13 protein-coding genes are annotated in these 17,135 nt (G+C 60.0%); all 13 read left to right on the top strand.

From position 1 onward, the window contains the following. Positions 1-167 precede the first annotated feature (167 nt). The 13 genes from KB449_RS18090 to KB449_RS18030 all read left to right on the top strand — a co-directional run bounded on the left by KB449_RS18090 (position 168) and on the right by KB449_RS18030 (position 17,129). Positions 168-1,859 (top strand): sensor histidine kinase, encoded by a 1,692-nt coding sequence (locus tag KB449_RS18090; RefSeq protein ID WP_282909702.1) that lies wholly within the window; start codon positions 168-170, stop codon positions 1,857-1,859. Continuing rightward, the gene (locus KB449_RS18085; RefSeq protein WP_282909701.1) at positions 1,856-3,229 is read left to right on the top strand and encodes a response regulator transcription factor; all 1,374 of its coding nucleotides are present in this window, start codon (positions 1,856-1,858) and stop codon (positions 3,227-3,229) included. The genes KB449_RS18090 and KB449_RS18085 overlap by 4 nt, the downstream gene beginning before the upstream one ends. A 135-nt stretch (positions 3,230-3,364) precedes the next feature. Then, positions 3,365-5,092 (top strand): extracellular solute-binding protein, encoded by a 1,728-nt coding sequence (locus tag KB449_RS18080; protein WP_282909700.1) that lies wholly within the window; start codon positions 3,365-3,367, stop codon positions 5,090-5,092. A 27-nt stretch (positions 5,093-5,119) separates the two neighbouring features. After that, complete coding sequence (locus KB449_RS18075) at positions 5,120-6,169, top strand: phosphotriesterase family protein (protein WP_282909699.1); 1,050 nt, start codon at positions 5,120-5,122, stop codon at positions 6,167-6,169. Positions 6,170-6,288: 119 nt separating this feature from the next. After that, positions 6,289-9,318: a FlgD immunoglobulin-like domain containing protein gene (locus tag KB449_RS18070; protein WP_282909698.1), complete on the top strand. Its 3,030-nt coding sequence runs from the start codon at positions 6,289-6,291 to the stop codon at positions 9,316-9,318. A 27-nt stretch (positions 9,319-9,345) separates the two neighbouring features. Beyond that, a complete protein-coding gene (locus KB449_RS18065; RefSeq protein ID WP_282909697.1) occupies positions 9,346-10,419 on the top strand; it encodes a hypothetical protein in 1,074 nt (357 codons plus the stop codon). Further along, the gene (locus tag KB449_RS18060; RefSeq protein ID WP_282909696.1) at positions 10,416-11,201 is read left to right on the top strand and encodes an amidohydrolase family protein; all 786 of its coding nucleotides are present in this window, start codon (positions 10,416-10,418) and stop codon (positions 11,199-11,201) included. The genes KB449_RS18065 and KB449_RS18060 overlap by 4 nt, the downstream gene beginning before the upstream one ends. Further along, positions 11,198-12,010 (top strand): amidohydrolase family protein, encoded by an 813-nt coding sequence (locus KB449_RS18055; protein ID WP_282909695.1) that lies wholly within the window; start codon positions 11,198-11,200, stop codon positions 12,008-12,010. The genes KB449_RS18060 and KB449_RS18055 overlap by 4 nt, the downstream gene beginning before the upstream one ends. 29 nt (positions 12,011-12,039) lie before the next feature. Next, on the top strand, positions 12,040-13,536 hold the full coding sequence (locus KB449_RS18050) for a hypothetical protein (RefSeq protein WP_282909694.1): 1,497 nt from the start codon (positions 12,040-12,042) through the stop codon (positions 13,534-13,536). A 16-nt stretch (positions 13,537-13,552) separates the two neighbouring features. Then, positions 13,553-14,752, top strand: coding sequence for a M24 family metallopeptidase (locus KB449_RS18045; RefSeq protein ID WP_282909693.1), 1,200 nt, complete (start codon positions 13,553-13,555; stop codon positions 14,750-14,752). Between the two features lie 9 nt (positions 14,753-14,761). Next, positions 14,762-15,139, top strand: a complete 378-nt coding sequence (locus KB449_RS18040) for a sensory rhodopsin transducer (protein WP_282909692.1) — start codon at positions 14,762-14,764, stop codon at positions 15,137-15,139. Positions 15,140-15,380: 241 nt separating this feature from the next. Beyond that, on the top strand, positions 15,381-16,262 hold the full coding sequence (locus KB449_RS18035) for a carbohydrate ABC transporter permease (RefSeq protein ID WP_282909691.1): 882 nt from the start codon (positions 15,381-15,383) through the stop codon (positions 16,260-16,262). 21 nt (positions 16,263-16,283) lie between these two features. After that, positions 16,284-17,129 carry a carbohydrate ABC transporter permease gene (locus KB449_RS18030; RefSeq protein WP_282909690.1) on the top strand — a complete coding sequence of 282 codons (846 nt, stop codon included), beginning with the start codon at positions 16,284-16,286 and terminating at the stop codon, positions 17,127-17,129. Positions 17,130-17,135 lie beyond the last annotated feature (6 nt).

Raw genomic sequence — 17,135 nt, 5'->3', positions numbered from 1 at the left:
TCCAGTTCTTCCATATTCGTCAGGAACAGTCGAATGATGTCGTATTCGCGCTGTTCCTTTTCATGTTACGATGAGTTCACACCGAGGAGGGTTGCCCTATCTGGAGAGCGATTCGCAACAGCCGTTTCCCCCTTTTTCCCAAGCTTCTCCTCACGCTGCTGGCCATCATGATTCCGTTGTTCGCGCTCTCCCTCACCCTGAACGAACAGGGCAAGCGAGAAGTCCAGCGCCAGATCGCAGACTCGATTACGACCGCCATGCACTACTACTTCATGACGCTGGAGCAGGAGCTCGGCCGCGTCATCCGCACGCAGCAGGAGTTCATCAACGACGAGAGCCTGCTCGAGCTGAGCAATCAATACGCCATCCTGACCGATTACGACCGTACGAAAGCGACCAATGCGCTGCTGGCCAGACTCAAAGCGTTCAAGGATTCAAGCGCGTATATCGCCAACATAAGCGTCTACGTGCCATCCAATCGCGTGACCTTTTCGACCAAGGAGGGGGTGGATTACTCGGAGAGCGAGGCATCTGACATGATGCAGATCTCCCGGGCGATCTACGACGGGGGAATTCCGCTGACCTCTTGGAACGACGGCCTCTACCTCAATCTGACGTATCCGTATTTTCCCGTCAAGCCGGACGAATCCGCCAAGCCGCCTCAATTCGTGCAAAACATCGAGCTCTCGATGCCTGCGCTGCGCCGCGCGTTGGAAGCCCTGCCGATCCAGGGAGGCGCGGTGCTGTTCGGCGACAGCTGGCAAACTGCGCGCGATCCGCTGCACGAGCTGCTGCCCGAGGTGATGCGGCGTACGGCCGCGGAGAGGGAGCGCGAGACGGCGTTCACCCGGACCTTGCGCATCGGCGGCGATACTTATATAGCCATGTACGAAAAGTCGACCGTGTTGGACACGTCCCTGATCGTCTATTTTCCCAAGGACGTGATCGTCGGTCAGCTCAAAACGTACGGCACGTGGTCCTGGTTGCTCGTATGCGCCTCCCTGATCGTCATCATCCTCATGTCCTACAGCATCTATCTGCTCGTTCACCGGCCGTTCAAGCAGTTGATCGGGCGGTTCGTCAATCTCGAGCGGGGCAACTTCGAGGCTGCCTTCAAGTCCCTGCGCAAGGACGAGTTCGGCTATCTGTACCAGCGGTTCGACCGCACGATGGACCGGCTGAGGACGCTGATCGACCAGCTGTACGTGCAGAAGATCCGGCTTCAGCAGTCCGAGCTCAAGCAGCTGCAAATGCAGATCGCGCCTCATTTTCTCTATAACAGCTTCTACATTCTTCACCGGCTCATCCGCAACGGGGATAACGACACGGCCGAGCTGATGTCCAAAAACCTGGGCGAGTACTTCCAGTACATCACCCGCAACGGTCTTGAGGAGGTCGATCTGATCAGCGAGGTCCGTCACATCAGCTCCTACATTGAGATTCAAAATATTCGTTTCTCGAACCGCATCCGCGTCGACTTCGGCCCGCTCCCCGAGCCATATGAACGAATTAAAGTACCGCGCCTGATTCTCCAGCCGCTGATCGAAAACGCTTACGAGCATGGCTTGGGCGATGTCGTGACCGAGGGACGGCTCCGGATCTCGTTCGAAACCGAGGGAGACCGCTTGTACTTCACCGTCGAGGACAACGGCAAAGGCTTCACGGCCGAAGCGGAGGACGAGCTGCATCGCAAGCTGTTCAAAGACAAGGAAGAGGGCGAGACGACGGGCCTGGTCAATATCCAGAGACGGCTCAAGCTCAAGTTCGGCAGCGCCGGCGGCATCGAAGCTACCAACGGCGACAGCGGCGGCGCCCGGATCCGCATCTATATCCCCTGCGTAGGAGGCGCTAAGCCATGACGCAAGTCCTGATCGTCGACGACGAACCGATCATCGTCAACAGCATCCATCAACTGCTCTCGGAGACGGAACGGATGGATCTCACCCTGCATTGCGCCTATAACGTCTACGAGGCGCTCGATTGTCTGCAGCGGGTACGCATCGATATCGTCATTTCGGATATCCGGATGCCGGGCATGACGGGCATCGAGCTGCAGGATCGCATCGTGCGGTCCTGGCCGCGCTGCAAAATAATCTTCCTAACCGGCTACAACGACTTTGACTATGCCCGGCAAGCGATCCGCTCCGGCGGCATCGTCGACTACGTGTTAAAAAACGAGGACGACCAGGTGCTGATCGATGCCGTCCGCAAGGCGCTCGAGCAGTTGGAACAGGTGGAGAGCCGCGAAAAATACATGGCTGAATTAAAAAGCAAGCTGTACGTGCAGCAATCCTCCCTGCGGTCGGCCGTCCTGCTCAGCCAGATGCTCGATCCGCTGGTAGCGGGCGGAGACCGGTCGGACCTGTTCGCCGGCGCGGGCATCGCGCTGACGGCGGACAAGCCGGCACTCCTCGTCGTCGGCCGCATCGACGATTGGAAGGAAGGGACGGACGAAGCCGATCATCCGCTGCTTCTGTATGCTTGCCAGAACATCGCGGAGGAGTATTTGCGGCCTTCCGCTGTTTTTGTGTCGCTCGTCTTCGATTCGAACCGGCTGCTGTGGTTTATCCAGCCTGGCGGCGAGGGCGGCGAAACGCCCTGGTCAATGGCGGATCGTCCGGCGGAGGAGGTCTGGGACAACCTCAAGTCGAGACTGTACGGCGTCATGGAGGTCGTGCAGGACACGTGCCGCCGCATGCTGCGGCTGTCCGTCTCGTTCGCGATCGGACGCGCGCCCGTTCCGTGGAACGGGATGTCCGCGTCCTTCCGTCACCTGAACGGGCTGCTCGGCGAGGATCGCAAAGATGCGCGGTCGCTGCTCATTCAGGACGGCGAACATATCCCCGGCAACGGGCAAGGCGCCGGAACGGCTTGCCAGGATCAGTCGGAAGAGGCGCAGCAGCATCGGCTGGTCGTCCGTCTAAACGGTTATATCCAGGACCATCTGCACGGCGATCTGTCGCTGACCCGGTTATCCGAGGTCGTGCACCATAGCCCCACCTATTTGTCCCGCCTTTACAAGCGCATGACGGGCCGGATGCTCTCGGATTATATTACGGACGAGCGGATGGAGCGGGCCCGGACGCTCCTGGCCGAGCCTGCGCTTCGCATCCAGGACGTCGCGTCGCGGATTGGGTACGAGGCGGCGCCGCAGTTCAACCGGTCGTTCAAGAAGAGATACAAAATGACGCCGCAGGAGTACAGGGATCGCCTGCTTTACGGCGAATAACGCAGGCCATCCGCCTGCGGTCGGAACATCGCAACAGATGTCAAGGAAGGCAACATCGGCAAATAGCCGCCTGCCGGGCTGGCTTCTATACTGAAGCAGAAGACGACAGAAACATAGAAACGGGAGGAATCGGCAATGAAAAGACGGACGGCAAAGGTCGGGCTTATGTCCGTTCTGGCAGGCGCCATGGTGCTCGTATCGGCGTGCAGCGGAACGGACAAGGAAGAGAGCGGCCAGACAGCGGGAGCGACGTCGAAAAGTACTGCTTCGGCTTCGGGTACGGCAACCAGCTCGGCAAGCAGCGCGGAAAAAGCGGATCCGTTCGGCAAAATCGACCCGCCCGTCGAACTGACGGCCGTCCGGTCGATCGACCCGACGGTCAAGTACGAGAACGGCGACACGATCGAGCAGAATGCCTGGACGAAGCTGTACGAGCAGGAATTCGGCATTAAGCTCAAGTACATGTGGGTGACCGACCCTTCCCAGTACGCGCAAAAGTTCAACGTCACGATGGCATCCGGCAAGCTGCCCGACATTATGCCGGTAAGCGGCATTCAGCTGCAGCAGCTTGTGGACGCCGGCCAGCTCGAGGATCTCTCGCAGCCGCTCGAGCAGTACGGTTCAGACCGGACGAAGGAACTGCTCGCGAAGGATGGCGGGGTCGGACTCGACTCCGCGACGTTCGGAGGCAAGCTGCTGGCGCTGCCGGTCAATCCGGGCTCGACGGACAGCGCGACGCTGCTCTGGGTACGGACGGATTGGCTGAAGAAGCTGAACCTTCCCGAGCCGAAGACGACGGAGGACATTTACAAGATCGCCCAGGCGTTCGTTAACGACGATCCGGACGGCAACGGCAAGAAGGATACGTACGGACTCGGATTGTCCAAGGAATTTTACGGCGGCATTCCGGAGCTTGGCAGCGGGATGTCGGCGGTTGAAGGCTTTTTTAACGCCTACCACGCTTATCCGCATATTTGGGTGAAGGACGCGAGCGGCCAGCTCGTGTACGGCAGCATCCAGCCTGAAGTGAAGACGGCGCTCGCCGAGCTGCAAAAGATGTACAAGGAAGGCCTGATCGACCGCGAGTTCGGCGTCAAGGATTCGGAGAAGCTGATCCAGGCCGTCAACTCGGGCAAGCTCGGACTGTTCTACGGACCGATGTGGGTGCCGCTCGTATTCGGCGAAGGCCGCAAGCTCGATCCGAACATGGATTGGAAGCCGCTCCCGCTGCCTTCGGTCGACAGCGAGCCGGCCAAGCCGCAGACCGTATTCAATATCACGCAATATTACGCCGTGCGCAAGGGCTCCGAGCATCCGGAGGCCGTGGTGAAGATGCTGAACGCCTTCCATAACAGCTGGGACCCCGTTAAGTATCCGGCGACGGAGATCAGCCAGAACGGCGACGTGCAAAAGTGGGCTTACGCGCTCGTGACGGGCGCCAATCCGACGCAAAATCTGGACGCCTACAAACGGGTCAAGGAAGCGATCGAAAAGCAGGACGAGTCGCTGCTCGATCCGAAAGCGCCCGGCCAGCCGATCATTTACAAGGCGATCAACGACTTCAAGGCCGGCGATCAGAGCGGCTGGGGCTATACGCGCGTATTCGACGTCGGCGGCGCCCAGGAGATCATCAATCAATACAACGAAAACGACGGCCTGAAGCTAACGGAATTCATCGCGTCGCCGACCGAGGCGATGGTCGAAAAGCAGCCTACCCTGCAGAAGCTGGAGCTCGAAACGTTTACGAAAATCGTCATGGGCGGGGCTTCGGTCGATTCGTTCGACGACTTCGTCGCGAATTGGAAGAAGCTCGGCGGAGACGCCATCACCGCGGAAGTGGCGAAATGGGCCGCGTCCAAGTGACGCCGGTGCTCAGAGGAGGCGAATGACATGGCCATCATGACGGTTACCGGACGGGTATCCGCCGACAGCTTGGGCTGGGTGCTGCCCCATGAGCATGCCTTTATCGATCTGCGGCCGCTGGTGCCCGAGCCGAGCCTGATCTCGGCCAAGGCGCTGCTGCGCGAAAAGGTCAACCTCGCCAACTCTGGCCGGCTGCGGCGCAATCCATACGCGGTGCTCGACAACGCCGTACTGGACGAAGCGGCGGTCGCCCGCGACGAGCTGCTGGCGTTCAAGCGGGCGGGGGGAGGCACCTTCGTCGACCTGACGCTGCGGGATATCGGCAGAGATCCGCTGCTGCTGGCCGGCCTGTCGAGAGAAGTGGGCATTCACATCGTGGCGGGGTGCGGCTATTATATCCGCGCGACGCACCCGCCGGATATGGATGACAAGACAGTGGAGGAGATCGCGGCGGAGCTGCTCGGCGACATTCGCGAAGGGATGGAGGGCACGTCCGTCAGAGCCGGCGTCATCGGCGAGATCGGCACCAGCGAGATCATCTATCCCAACGAGCGCAAGACGCTGATCGCCTCCGCCCTCGTACAGAAGGAAACCGGGCTTGGCCTGCACGTGCACACCGATCTCTACGAGACCAACGGTTACGAGGTCATCGATATTTTGACCGGTCACGGCGCCGACGCTGGCAAGATCTGCATCAACCATATCGACGTGGATATCCGGATGGACTACTTGCGGGGGCTGCTGGAGCGCGGCGTATACGTGGAGTTCGACAACTTCGGCAAGGAGTTCTACGCCGACAAGCGGGACAGAAGCGTGCTGCGGGGGCGGTTCGCCAGGGATATCGAGCGCGTCGAAGCGATCCGGACGCTGATCGAATGGGGCTACCTGAAGCAGATCCTCGTCTCGAACGATATTTGCCTGAAAAACGGCCTGCACCGATACGGCGGCTGGGGTTACGACCATATGCTGACCAATATCGTGCCGATGATGGAGGATGCGGGCATCGAGACCTGGCAGATCGAGACGTTGATGCGCGGCAATCCGGCCGTCTTCATGGACGACGGCAAGCCGTTGTAAGCGGAGCGGGTACCGGCACGTTAAGTTGAACGCGAAGTAAAAAGAAACCGAGCGCCGGACGGCGGCGGCCGTCCCGTATTTCGCATTAATACGACTATTCGGATCGGGAGAGTGTAACTATGTCCAAGCGACTGCTTCCCGTTTTACTGGCCTCCTTCTTTTTCGCCTTACTTCTCGTCTTATGGCCGGCCTCGTCCGAGGCTGCCGACACTGATATTCAAAACGGCAGCTTCGTCTTGTTCGGAGACGCAGCGTCCGTATCGGACACCGGCGCTTCCGACGGCTCAGCGGCGCATATGGGCAACAGCGGACTGGGCTGGAACATTCAGTATCGCAATTGGGACTTCGGCAGCCTGAAGCCCGGCGCATCCTACGAGGTTTATGCCCGGGTCAAAGTGCACCACGCGGTTGCCGCGCCGACGGGCGGCGCCTTCAGCCTGGCCGTTTACGATATGACCAACGCCCGCTACGTACTGGCCGAGCGGACGATCGCGGCTGCGGCTACGACGAACGACGTATGGGCCGATTACAAGATCGGCACGTTCAAGCCGGACAACGGCGTGAATCTGCTCTCGTTCTACGTCGCGCAGACGAACAACGCCGCCCAGGTGTCCGACATCTACGTCGACAAGTTTATCTTCCGGGAGTATGTGCCGTATACGATCGAGGACAACAGCTTTCTGCTGGCCGGAGGCGCGGCGCTCGTGCATGAGCCGACCGCGGCGGATGGCAGCGCTGCCCGCATGGCGAACGGTCCCGGCTCGGGTTGGAACATTCAAGCGCCGATTAACGGCGCCCGCATCGAGGCAGGCGTGCCGTACGATGTCAGCGTCGTCGTCAACACGGAGCGGTCGAACTTCCTGCGCGCGACCGGCGATGCGTTCGGCGTAGGCGTATACGATGCAACTGCCGGCGCTTTTGTATCGCCGCCGAAGGTGTATACGACCGCCGACGACGCGATTAAGTTTCGCTACGCTTTCGTGTGGGGCATCACGCTGCCGGCCAGCATAACCCTGAATCCCGCGCACGACAATCGCGTCGTCTTCTATCAGGTGGACAATGCCGTACAGTATCAGGCGCTTCGCGTCGACAAGGTCATCCTGACCAAGCATACCGTCGACGACGGCGCTGCTCCACTCATTAGCGCCTACCCGTACAAGATCTCGCCCGGCAATGCCGACGGCTTGAACGATACGACGGAGATCAACTATCAGTTGACCGGCACGCAGACCGTCACCGTCACGGTTAGCAATTCGAGCCACTCGGTCGTCAGGACTTTGCTGAGCGGCGTGTCGCAATCCGGCTCGAACAAGCTGACCTGGGACGGGAAAAACGCAGGCGGCGGGGTCGTGCCGAACGATCTGTACACGGTGGAAGTGAAGAGCGGCAGCACGGTGCTGCTGTCGCAAAACGTGCTCGTGCAAAACGGCGTATCGGTGACCGCGCCTGCCGTGAACACGGCCAAGGATTATTTCCCCAAGGGCGTCTGGTTCGAGGGAGCGGCGATTCCGAAAAATCCGACGGACGCGGCGGCTTATGCCGAAGCGGCGTTCGAGAAAATCCGGGATGCCGGGATGAATACCGTCATCATCGCCAACTTCAACCCGGACAATCCAGCCGTATTTGCGGCGGTGCTGGATGAGGCGGCCGCCTGCAATCTTAAGCTGATTATTCACGCCTACGTGTTCCGCACCGTTTACAACGATGCGCTGAATAACGATGAAAGCGCCATGTACCAGGCGATCACAGCCAACCTGGCGCCGCTCAAAAGCCATAGCGCGCTGTTCGGCTACCTGCTGTACGACGAGCCGCCGCACAACAATCCGCGGCTGGTCGATACGCTGACCGACATGAAGCGGATGATGGAGACGATCGATCCCGCGCACCCGGTCATGGTCGACTTAAGCGGCGTGCATAGCGCCGAGGAGTACTATCATTCGACCCAGACGCAGATGCTCACCTCCGATCCGTACGGCGCGCTGGCCGGACGCAATGCCGGCGACTTTACGAATCTGGGCTATCCGAACGTCCATTATGAAAACCTGCTCGATCTGCTGACGCTGCAGGTTCGCAGAACGCCGGCCAACGCCGCGCCGTTCTGGACGATTCTGCAAGCGTTCGGCCAGGAGGGCTGGTACCGGGAGCCGACGGAGCCCGAGATCCGGGCCATGACCTACGAAGCGATCGGAAGAGGCTCCAAGGGCTTCTATTACTTCATGTACCAGACGGAGATCGACTGGGAAGGCATGGTCGACGCGCAGGGCGTCCCGACCGTCAAGTACGGCTGGATCTCCCAGCTGCTCTCCGAGATCGAGACGCTGAAGCCGACGATCCTCGGCATGCGCAAGATCGCGAACGCGGCGACGGCATCGGGCGGCGGCGGAGGCAGCGGCGCTTATGCGAACGCCGACGTGACGACGCACGAGAATTCGGCGACCGGCGACAAATACCTCGTCGTCGTCAATCACAACGTCGCTTCGAGCGCGCCGGTCACGATTACGATCGACAGGAGCAAGCTGGGCATCGACATTAGCGGCATTACCGACGTATACGCCAATGCCGCCGTCACCTACACCGCTTCAGCAGGCAGCTACACGATCAGCGGGCTCAGCTTCGCGCCGGGAGAAGGAAAGGTGCTCAAGTTGACGAAGAGCGCGGCCATGCAGACCGTATCGGGGCAGGACGGCGCGTTCACCGTCTTCGGCGGCGCGCAGAAAAACCAGGCGGACGTCTCCGCTTCGGATTCGTCGTCGGCCTTCCAGACGACCGGCACGACGGCCGACTGGAACATGCAATGGTATTGGAACAAAACGAGCTTCGTGCCTGGCGCGACGTACGATCTGTACGCCGTCGTGAAAATCAAGTACAAGCACGACGTCGTTTACGACGCTAATCAGTATCCGTCGTTCCCGCTGCCGACGGGCGACGCCTTCATGGCCGCCGCATTCGACGGTACGACGAATACGTACGTGACGGCGCCGATTACCGTGGCGGCCGGCAGTATGGAGAACATGTTCTGGCACACGGTCAAGATCGGCACCTTCGTGCCGTCCCAGACGCATACGGAGTACGTCTACGTGGCGCCGGCCGCCAATGCGAGCCAGGTGCAAGCCGTATACGTCGACCGGTTCTACTTCGTCAAGCACTAGCAAAATGAGCAAAGGAGCAAGCGGCAGATGAGAATCGGAACGAGCTACTTCGGCAGCCGCGCGGTCCGGCATGTCGCCGGCGACATGGAGCGGCTGCGCCTGCTGGGCTTCACGGACGTGCTCCATACGTTCAGCGAAGAGGATATGGAATATTATCGGGACTCCGTACGGGATATCGCCGCGGAGAGTCATGCCCGCGGACTGACGGTCTACATGAGTCCCTGGTCGGTGGCCAATATTTTCGGCGGACAGGCGCTCTCCAAGTTCGTCGGCTACCATCCCGGGGAATGTCAGGTCGGCTCCGACGGGAAGACGTATCCGGCCGCCTGTCTCAACAGCGAGAAGCTGTTCGAGCTGATGATCCGGTGGATCGACGCCGTCAGAGCAGCCGGCGCCGACGTCGTCTTCTGGGATGAGCCGCACTGGCTGCTGTACGAGACGGGACTGTTCGACATGGATCCGTCCGTCTGGGGATGCCGGTGCGCGCGATGCAAGGACCTTTACAGAGAGCGGTACGATGCCGAGATGCCGCACGAGGAGACGGACGAAGTCGTCGGCTTCAAGCACGACAGCGCCGCGCGGCTGCTCTTCCGGCTGTCCGCCTATGCCAAGTCGCTCGGCCTGCGGGTGGCGGTATGCCTGCTGCCCATGCTGAAGTCCGAGCGGGACTGGCAGCACTGGCACGAGATCGCGTCGCATCCGGACATCGACATTTTCGCTACGGATCCGTATACGATGCTCGGCGAGACTGGCCTTGACGACTACTACAGCCTCGGTGCGGAGAAGTTCGTGTCGTTCTACGCCGGCAAGGTGAAGGAGCTGTGCGCGCAGTACGGCAAGGAAGGGCAGATCTGGATTCAGAACTTCATGATCCCGCGCGGCAGGGAAGAAGAGGTTGCCGTTGCCGTCAGGGCGGCTTACGGCGCAGGCATCCGCAACATCTTTGCTTGGGGCTTCGAAGGCTCCGCGAACATGGGGTTTCTCCGCTGCGACGAACCGCAGGCGGCCTGGGCGAGCTACACGGCCGCGGTCCGCGAAGCGGCCAGGCAAGATGAAGGCGATGCGGACACGACCCGCCCGGATCGGGGGGAGTTGGCATGAGATTGATCGACAGCAGCTGCGCCATCGGCTATAAGACGGTCAACTACGAAGTGGTCAATCACGAGAACTTCCTCGTGCGGGAGAAGGTCAAGCAGGCCCGGGACGCCGGGGAGCTGCTCGCGGAGCTGGACTTCTGCGGCATCGACGGCGCAGTCGTCAGCCATCAGACGATGGCCGACGTCGACCCGGACTACGGCAACCGCTTCGTGATGGAGGAGGTCGCGAAGGCGCCGGACCGGCTCTATCCGACGTGGACGATTCTCCCGCCCGTCACGGAGGCGCAGTACGCGCCGGAGCGGTTGTTCCCGGCGATGAAGGCTTCGGGCGTCAAGATGCTGCGCGCTTACCCCGAGCGCAACCGCTACATGCTGAGCAGGGTGGGCATGGGCGAGCTGCTCGGGGAGATCGAAGCGGCGCGCATCCCGTTGTATCTGTCGCCGAGCGAAGGCTGGCCGATGATTTACGAGGTGCTGAAGGAATATCCGAACCTGACGGTCATTTTGTACAACTACGGTTTGTGGAGCCATTCGCGCTTCACGTTCCCGCTGTTCCGGGCGTACGGCAACGTGTACATCGAGAGCGGGGACATGCAGACGGCGGGCGAGATTAAGGAAATCTGCGGCAAGTTCGGGTCCGAGCGCATCCTGTTCGGCTCCGACTTCCCGAGCAATGCGATCGGCGGTCCGCTGGCGGCGCTGCTCGGGTCGGGCATCGGCCGCGAAGAGCTGGCGAATATCGCAAGCCTTAATCTCGAACGGCTGTGGAGCGAGGTGAAGCTATGAGGCTGGGCAGGATGACCAATCCGTCGCTGCTGGCGAGAGAGTTCGCGGACACGGGCAGGATGGACAGCCAGCCGATCATCGACATGCATACGCATATGGGACCGTTCTACGGCACGTATTTGCCGGAGGCGAGCCTCGAGACGATGATCGAGACGATGGACAGGGAGCATATCGAGCTGATTCTGTCCGCGCCGCACAGCGCTCTTTTCGATCCGGTCGGGGGCAACAGGGAGATCCGCGCGGCGATGGCGCAGTATCCCGACAGGGTACTCGGCTACTACGTCGTCAACCCGCACTACGATCACGATCTGGAGCGGGATCTCGCCGAATTCGACAGCGTCGGCGGCTATATCGGTTTTAAGGTGCTGCCGGATTATCACAAGTACCCGCTGACGGGAGAGCGGTACCGCCGCATCTACGAGTTCGCCAACGAGCGCGGGCTGCTGTTGTTGTCCCACACGTGGGGACACAGTCCGTACAATCCGCCGCAGATGATCGCCGAGCTGTCACGCGAATACGGCAATATGACGTTCCTCCTCGGCCATTCCGCGCCGGGAGAGACCGATTATGCGATCGGCCTGGCGAAGGCGCAGCCCAACGTTTATCTGGAGCTGTGCGACACGGGGCGGCTAAGCGGCATGATCGGCAAAATGGTGCGGGAGGCCGGCGCGGAGAAGGTGCTGTTCGGCACGGACTTCCCTTGGTACGACCCGCATTACATGCTGGGGAGCGTGCTGTTCTCCGGCATCGGGGACGAAGAGATCCGCCACATCGTTTATTACAACGCGAAGCGGCTGCTGGGGCGATAACGCCTTCGGCCGCACATAAGGGAAAGGCAGTGAACAGCTTGACGGATATCGTATTCGAATCGTTCGAGACGGCAAAAGGAAATGTATTCGGCGATCTGCTGACGGAGCGGACGGCGCAGAGGCCGCTCCGAATTGGATTGGTGACGGTAGGTTTCTTCGAGTACTGGCGGATGTTCCCGGTGACGCTCAAGGAGAACGTCACCGCAGATATGACAAAGGTGCGCGAACGGCTGGCGCAGGAATTGTCCGGCGAGGAGCTCGTCTGGCCGGGCCTGATCGATACGCTGGATGCGGCGGAGGCCGCGGGCCGTATGCTGGCCGAGCAGCATGTGGACTTCATTATTTATGCGGCGGGCACTTACTGTCCTGACTATATGGCGATTCAGGTGCTGGAGCATGTCCGGCACGTGCCGGTGCTGCTGTTCAATACACAGCACGACAACAAGATCGATCTGAAGACGAACTATGAAAATATTTTGCGCAACAGCGCACTGATCGCGAATCTGCAGCTGGCGGCTACCTTCCGCAAAATGGGCTGGTATCCGGACCTGAAGGTGGTCGTCGGCACGATCGGCGACGAGGAAGCCTATCGCGAAATGGGTACGTACATCCGTGCGTTCAAGGCGTTCCGCGAGCTGCGGCAGACGAATATCGGCGTCATCGGTCATGTATTCCGGGGCATGTACGACTTCGAGTACGACAAGACGATGATCAAAGGGACGCTGGGTCCGAACCTGATCGCCATCCAGATGGACCATTTGCTGGAGCGGTTCCGCGAGGCGACGGCGGAGGAGATCGACGCCGTCCGACAGGAGGCCGAGAGCCGGTTCAACATCGTCGGTCTCGGCGCGGACGACGTCGCCAAGTCCGCGCGGCTGGCCGTCGCGCTGCGCAATACGCTGGAGCGCTTCCGGCTCGACGGCCTGACGCTGCTGGGCCAGCATTACGTAGAGCAGAAGACGGGCACGACGCCTTATCTCGCGAACACGCTGCTGCACGAAGAGAGCCGCTATGTCGTGAACACCGAAGGCGACGTTCACGGACTCATCGTCATGATGCTGATGCACAAGCTCAGCGGAAAGGTGCCCGCATATGCCGAGTGGGGCGAATATGACGAGTCGTTAAACGCGCTGCTCATGGTGCATCACGGCTTTGCGGACCCGTCTTACGCGCGCGACCGGAGCGCGGTCAAGGTCAACCGCTCGCCGGAGCAATGGGGCTTGCAGGGCGCGGGCTTCGGCTTCGAATATACGCTGAAGCCGGGCATGGTGACGATCGCGCATCTTATCATCGATGCCGAAGGCTACAAGATGCTGATTTTGAAGGGCGAAGCGCTGGACGTGCCGGAAAACATACCCTGCGAGGAGATCACGGCTGTCGTGCGGGTCGAGAAGCCGATCAAGGCGTTTTTGCGGGATTTGATCACGGAGGGCTTTGCGCATCACTGCATTATCGGCTACGGCGACATGACCGGAGAACTCTCGCATATCGCGGATTTGATGAAGATCCGCAAAGTCATTTACTAATCGGAGGTTATAGGTTATGGCTGGGAATATCTCCGCTGCGGAGTACAAGGAACGAATCGAACGCTTGAAGCAGCTCATGGCCGAACAAGAACTGGATGCCTGCCTCGTCTACGGCGACGAGTACCGCAAGGAAAATCTGCGCTATGTCAGCAATTACTGGCCACTGTTCGAACGGGGAGCGACGCTCGTCCGTAAGCACGGAGACCCGATCGTGATCGCCGCGCCGGAAGGCGAGCTGATGTGCAGGGAAATGACGGCATGGGACGATATCCGCCTGCTGCCGCAGTTCACCTGCGTCACGGTGCCGGACGAGATCGAATATCCACAGGCGAACTATACGAGCCTTAAAGTCATCATGGATGAACTGAGGGCACAGGGGCCGTTGCGCCGGATCGGCATCTCGGGAATCGACGCGATGTCGGCGCCGCTGCTGAAGTCGATCAAGGACAGCCTGGAGGGCGCGGATTGGATCGATGCCGGCGATCTCCTGTTCCGGCTGCGCATGACCAAGACGGAGGCCGAAGTGGAATGCCTCCGGACGGCGGCCCGCATCGCGGACGCGGGCTACCGGCGGATGATCGAGAACGTGAAGCCCGGCATGACGGAGCTCGAGTTGTCTGCGTTCGCATACGGCGAATGTATGAAGCAAGGCGCGGAGTCCGTGCCGTTTATCGTTATGGCGAGCGGAGAGCGGGTCCGCACGATCATCGGACGTCCGACAAGCAAGGTGATCGAAGACGGCGACATGATCATGACCGCGATTGCGGTTCAATTCGAGGGATATGTAGCTACGGTCGGCTTCCCATTCGTGGCCGGCACGATGAGCGACGAGCAGCGCGCTTTTATCGACCTGCTGGTCGAGGCCGAAGATATCGCGCTGTCCAAGCTGAAGCCCGGCGCACTTCAGCGCGAGCTGGTGCAAGCGGTCAAAGGTTATTTCGCGGACCGGAACGTGACGCGCTACGACCTGTACCCGCCCCTTCACGGCTGCGGGCTGGCGGAGGCGGAGTCGCCGTATCCCGACGAGAACAGCGCTGCGAGCTTTGAGATCGGGATGACGGTGAACACGGATATCAGCCTGTTCGGCCATCCCCACGGCTCGAATCGGGTTGAAGAGAGTCTGGTCGTCACGGCCGACGGCTACGAATCGATGTCCGCGCTCGTCCGAACGCTGAGCGCCAATTGGAAAAAGACCGGTACGGTATCGGTCGGATAGGAGGGCGTCATGAGCAAGCAAGGGGCGAAAAACTGGTACGTGATCGACGGCTATCTTCCGTTTAAAGGGAAGGTAGACGACGAGCCTTTCGAAGGGCACGAGGCGATCATGATCTTGAACTGCCACGACGAGCAGGCAATCGTACAGATGGACATCTATTACGAGGATCGGGAGCCCGATGCCGGCATCGAGATCGTCGTGCCCGCCCGCCGGGTCAAATGCATTCGCATGGACCATCCGGAGGAGATCGGCGGCGTCGAGCTGGGGCGGCAGGTTCAGTATTCGCTGCGCTTTCGCAGCGATATCGAGGTCGTCATCCAGTACGGCAGGATGGACATCGCCCAGCCGAATCTGGCTTACATCGGCCTGATGGGATATTCGGAATGACGTCCGCGCGGGCGCTTATCCGCAGCCTCGCGTCGCGCATCCGACAGGTACGGCGAGGCGCGCTAGCTCATAGCACCTAACGACCAATAGAACATTTTGATGCTTTCCGCTTCTCGAAGCCGCCCCCGGGCGGCTTTTTTTGCATGGATATGTGCGATGAAGACGATGGTTTTGTTCCTTATGGGATCGGCGCGCGGTTGATAGACTGAAGCTATTCATTCGAGAAGCGAGGTTAATGCGCATGTACAACAACTGGATGAGAAGGCAGCGCCTGCTCGGCTATGTGTTCATCGGCCCCAGCATGCTCGGGGTGCTGGTGTTTTTCCTGATTCCGGCCGTCTATTCGTTCGGCCTCATGTTCACGAATTACAAGTTTATGAGCCCGAACGTCGATTTCGTCGGCATGGACAACATCGTCCGCATGCTGCACGACGACCTCTTCTACCTGTCATTGCGCAACACGGTCATTTTCCTGCTCGCGGTGCCGGTGTCGATCGCGCTTGGCTTCGTCGTCGCGGTCATTTTGAACCAGAAGATTTATTTGAAAAAGCTGCTGCGGGGCTTGTACTTCATGCCTTACATCACGAGCGGGGTCGCGGTCGCGTTCGTCTGGATGCTGCTGTTCCAGCCGAAGCAGGGGCCGATCAACGGGTTTCTGCGCAGCGTCGGCATCGAGCATCCGCCGGGCTGGCTGTCGACGACGACGTCCTCGATGTACGCGATCGACATCATCTGGGTATGGTTTTTGCTCGGCTACAACATGATCATCTATCTGGCCGCGCTGCAGGAGGTATCGTCCGAGCTGCTCGAAGCCGCCAAGATCGACGGCGCGAGGCCGACGCAAATATTGCGCAAAATCATCTGGCCGCTCGTCAGTCCCACGACGTTCCTGCTGCTGATTACCGGCCTCATCATGACGATCAAGACGTTCGGCATCATCCAGGCGACGACGCAAGGCGGGCCGGGCAACAGCACGACGATCCTGTCGCTTTATGTTTACCAGAACGCTTTCCGTTACTACGAGATGGGCTATGCCGCTACGATCTCCTGGGCGCTGTTCGCGATCATTTTGCTGATCACCCTCTTGCAGTGGTTGGGTCAAAAAAGATGGGTTCACTATTAAGCCGCAGGGAGGGTACCGGAGATGGAGCTTAAACGCAGTTTGACGTCCGGCGCGGCCGGGAGGCTGCTCGTCACGGTCATTATGCTGGCGCTTGCGATCGTCATGGTCATTCCTTTCCTGTGGATGATCAGCACGTCGCTCAAGACGCCGGCCGAAGTATTCAAGTATCCGATCGAATGGATTCCGTCGCATCCGACGTGGGCGCATCATCACAAGGTATGGACCGGTCCGAAGAGCTTCGGAACGTATTATCTCAATTCGCTCAAAATCTCGATCATCGGCATGCTCGGCGCGACGTTCCTGTCGGCGTTCGCGGCGTACGGCTTCGCCCGCATCGAGTTTAAAGGACGCAACGCGCTGTTCATGATCTACCTGTCGATGATGATGGTGCCCCCGCAGGTGCTGTTCGTACCGAAGTTCATCATGTTCGAGTGGGCGGGCATTTACAATACGCATCTGGCGCTCATTCTGCCGGGACTGTTCACGATATTCGGGGTATTCATGCTGCGCCAGTTTTTCCTGTCGATCCCGCACGAGATTTCCGAATCGGCGTTCCTCGACGGGGCCGGCCACTTCCGGATCTTTTTCCGGCTCGTTCTGCCGCTGGCCAAGCCCGCGCTCGCGACGCTCGCCATTATCGATTTCTCCTGGCAGTGGAACGACTACGAGAACGCGCTCGTGTTCCTGATCGACGAGAAGCTGTATACGGTCCCGCTGGGTCTGCAAAACTTCATTTTGGAAAACACGGTCGACTACAACGGCATGATGGCCGCGGCGTCGGCCGGCATCCTTCCGATGATCGCCGTCTTCGTCATCGGCCAGCGCTTCATCATTCAAGGCTTGACCAATTCTGCGGTAAAAGGGTGATTCGGC

The sequence above is a fragment of the Cohnella hashimotonis genome (genome assembly GCF_030014955.1).
GTDB classification, from domain to species: domain Bacteria; phylum Bacillota; class Bacilli; order Paenibacillales; family Paenibacillaceae; genus Cohnella; species Cohnella hashimotonis.
Note: the sequence above shows the minus strand (reverse complement) of the source record. Positions and strands in the feature narration are given on the sequence as shown.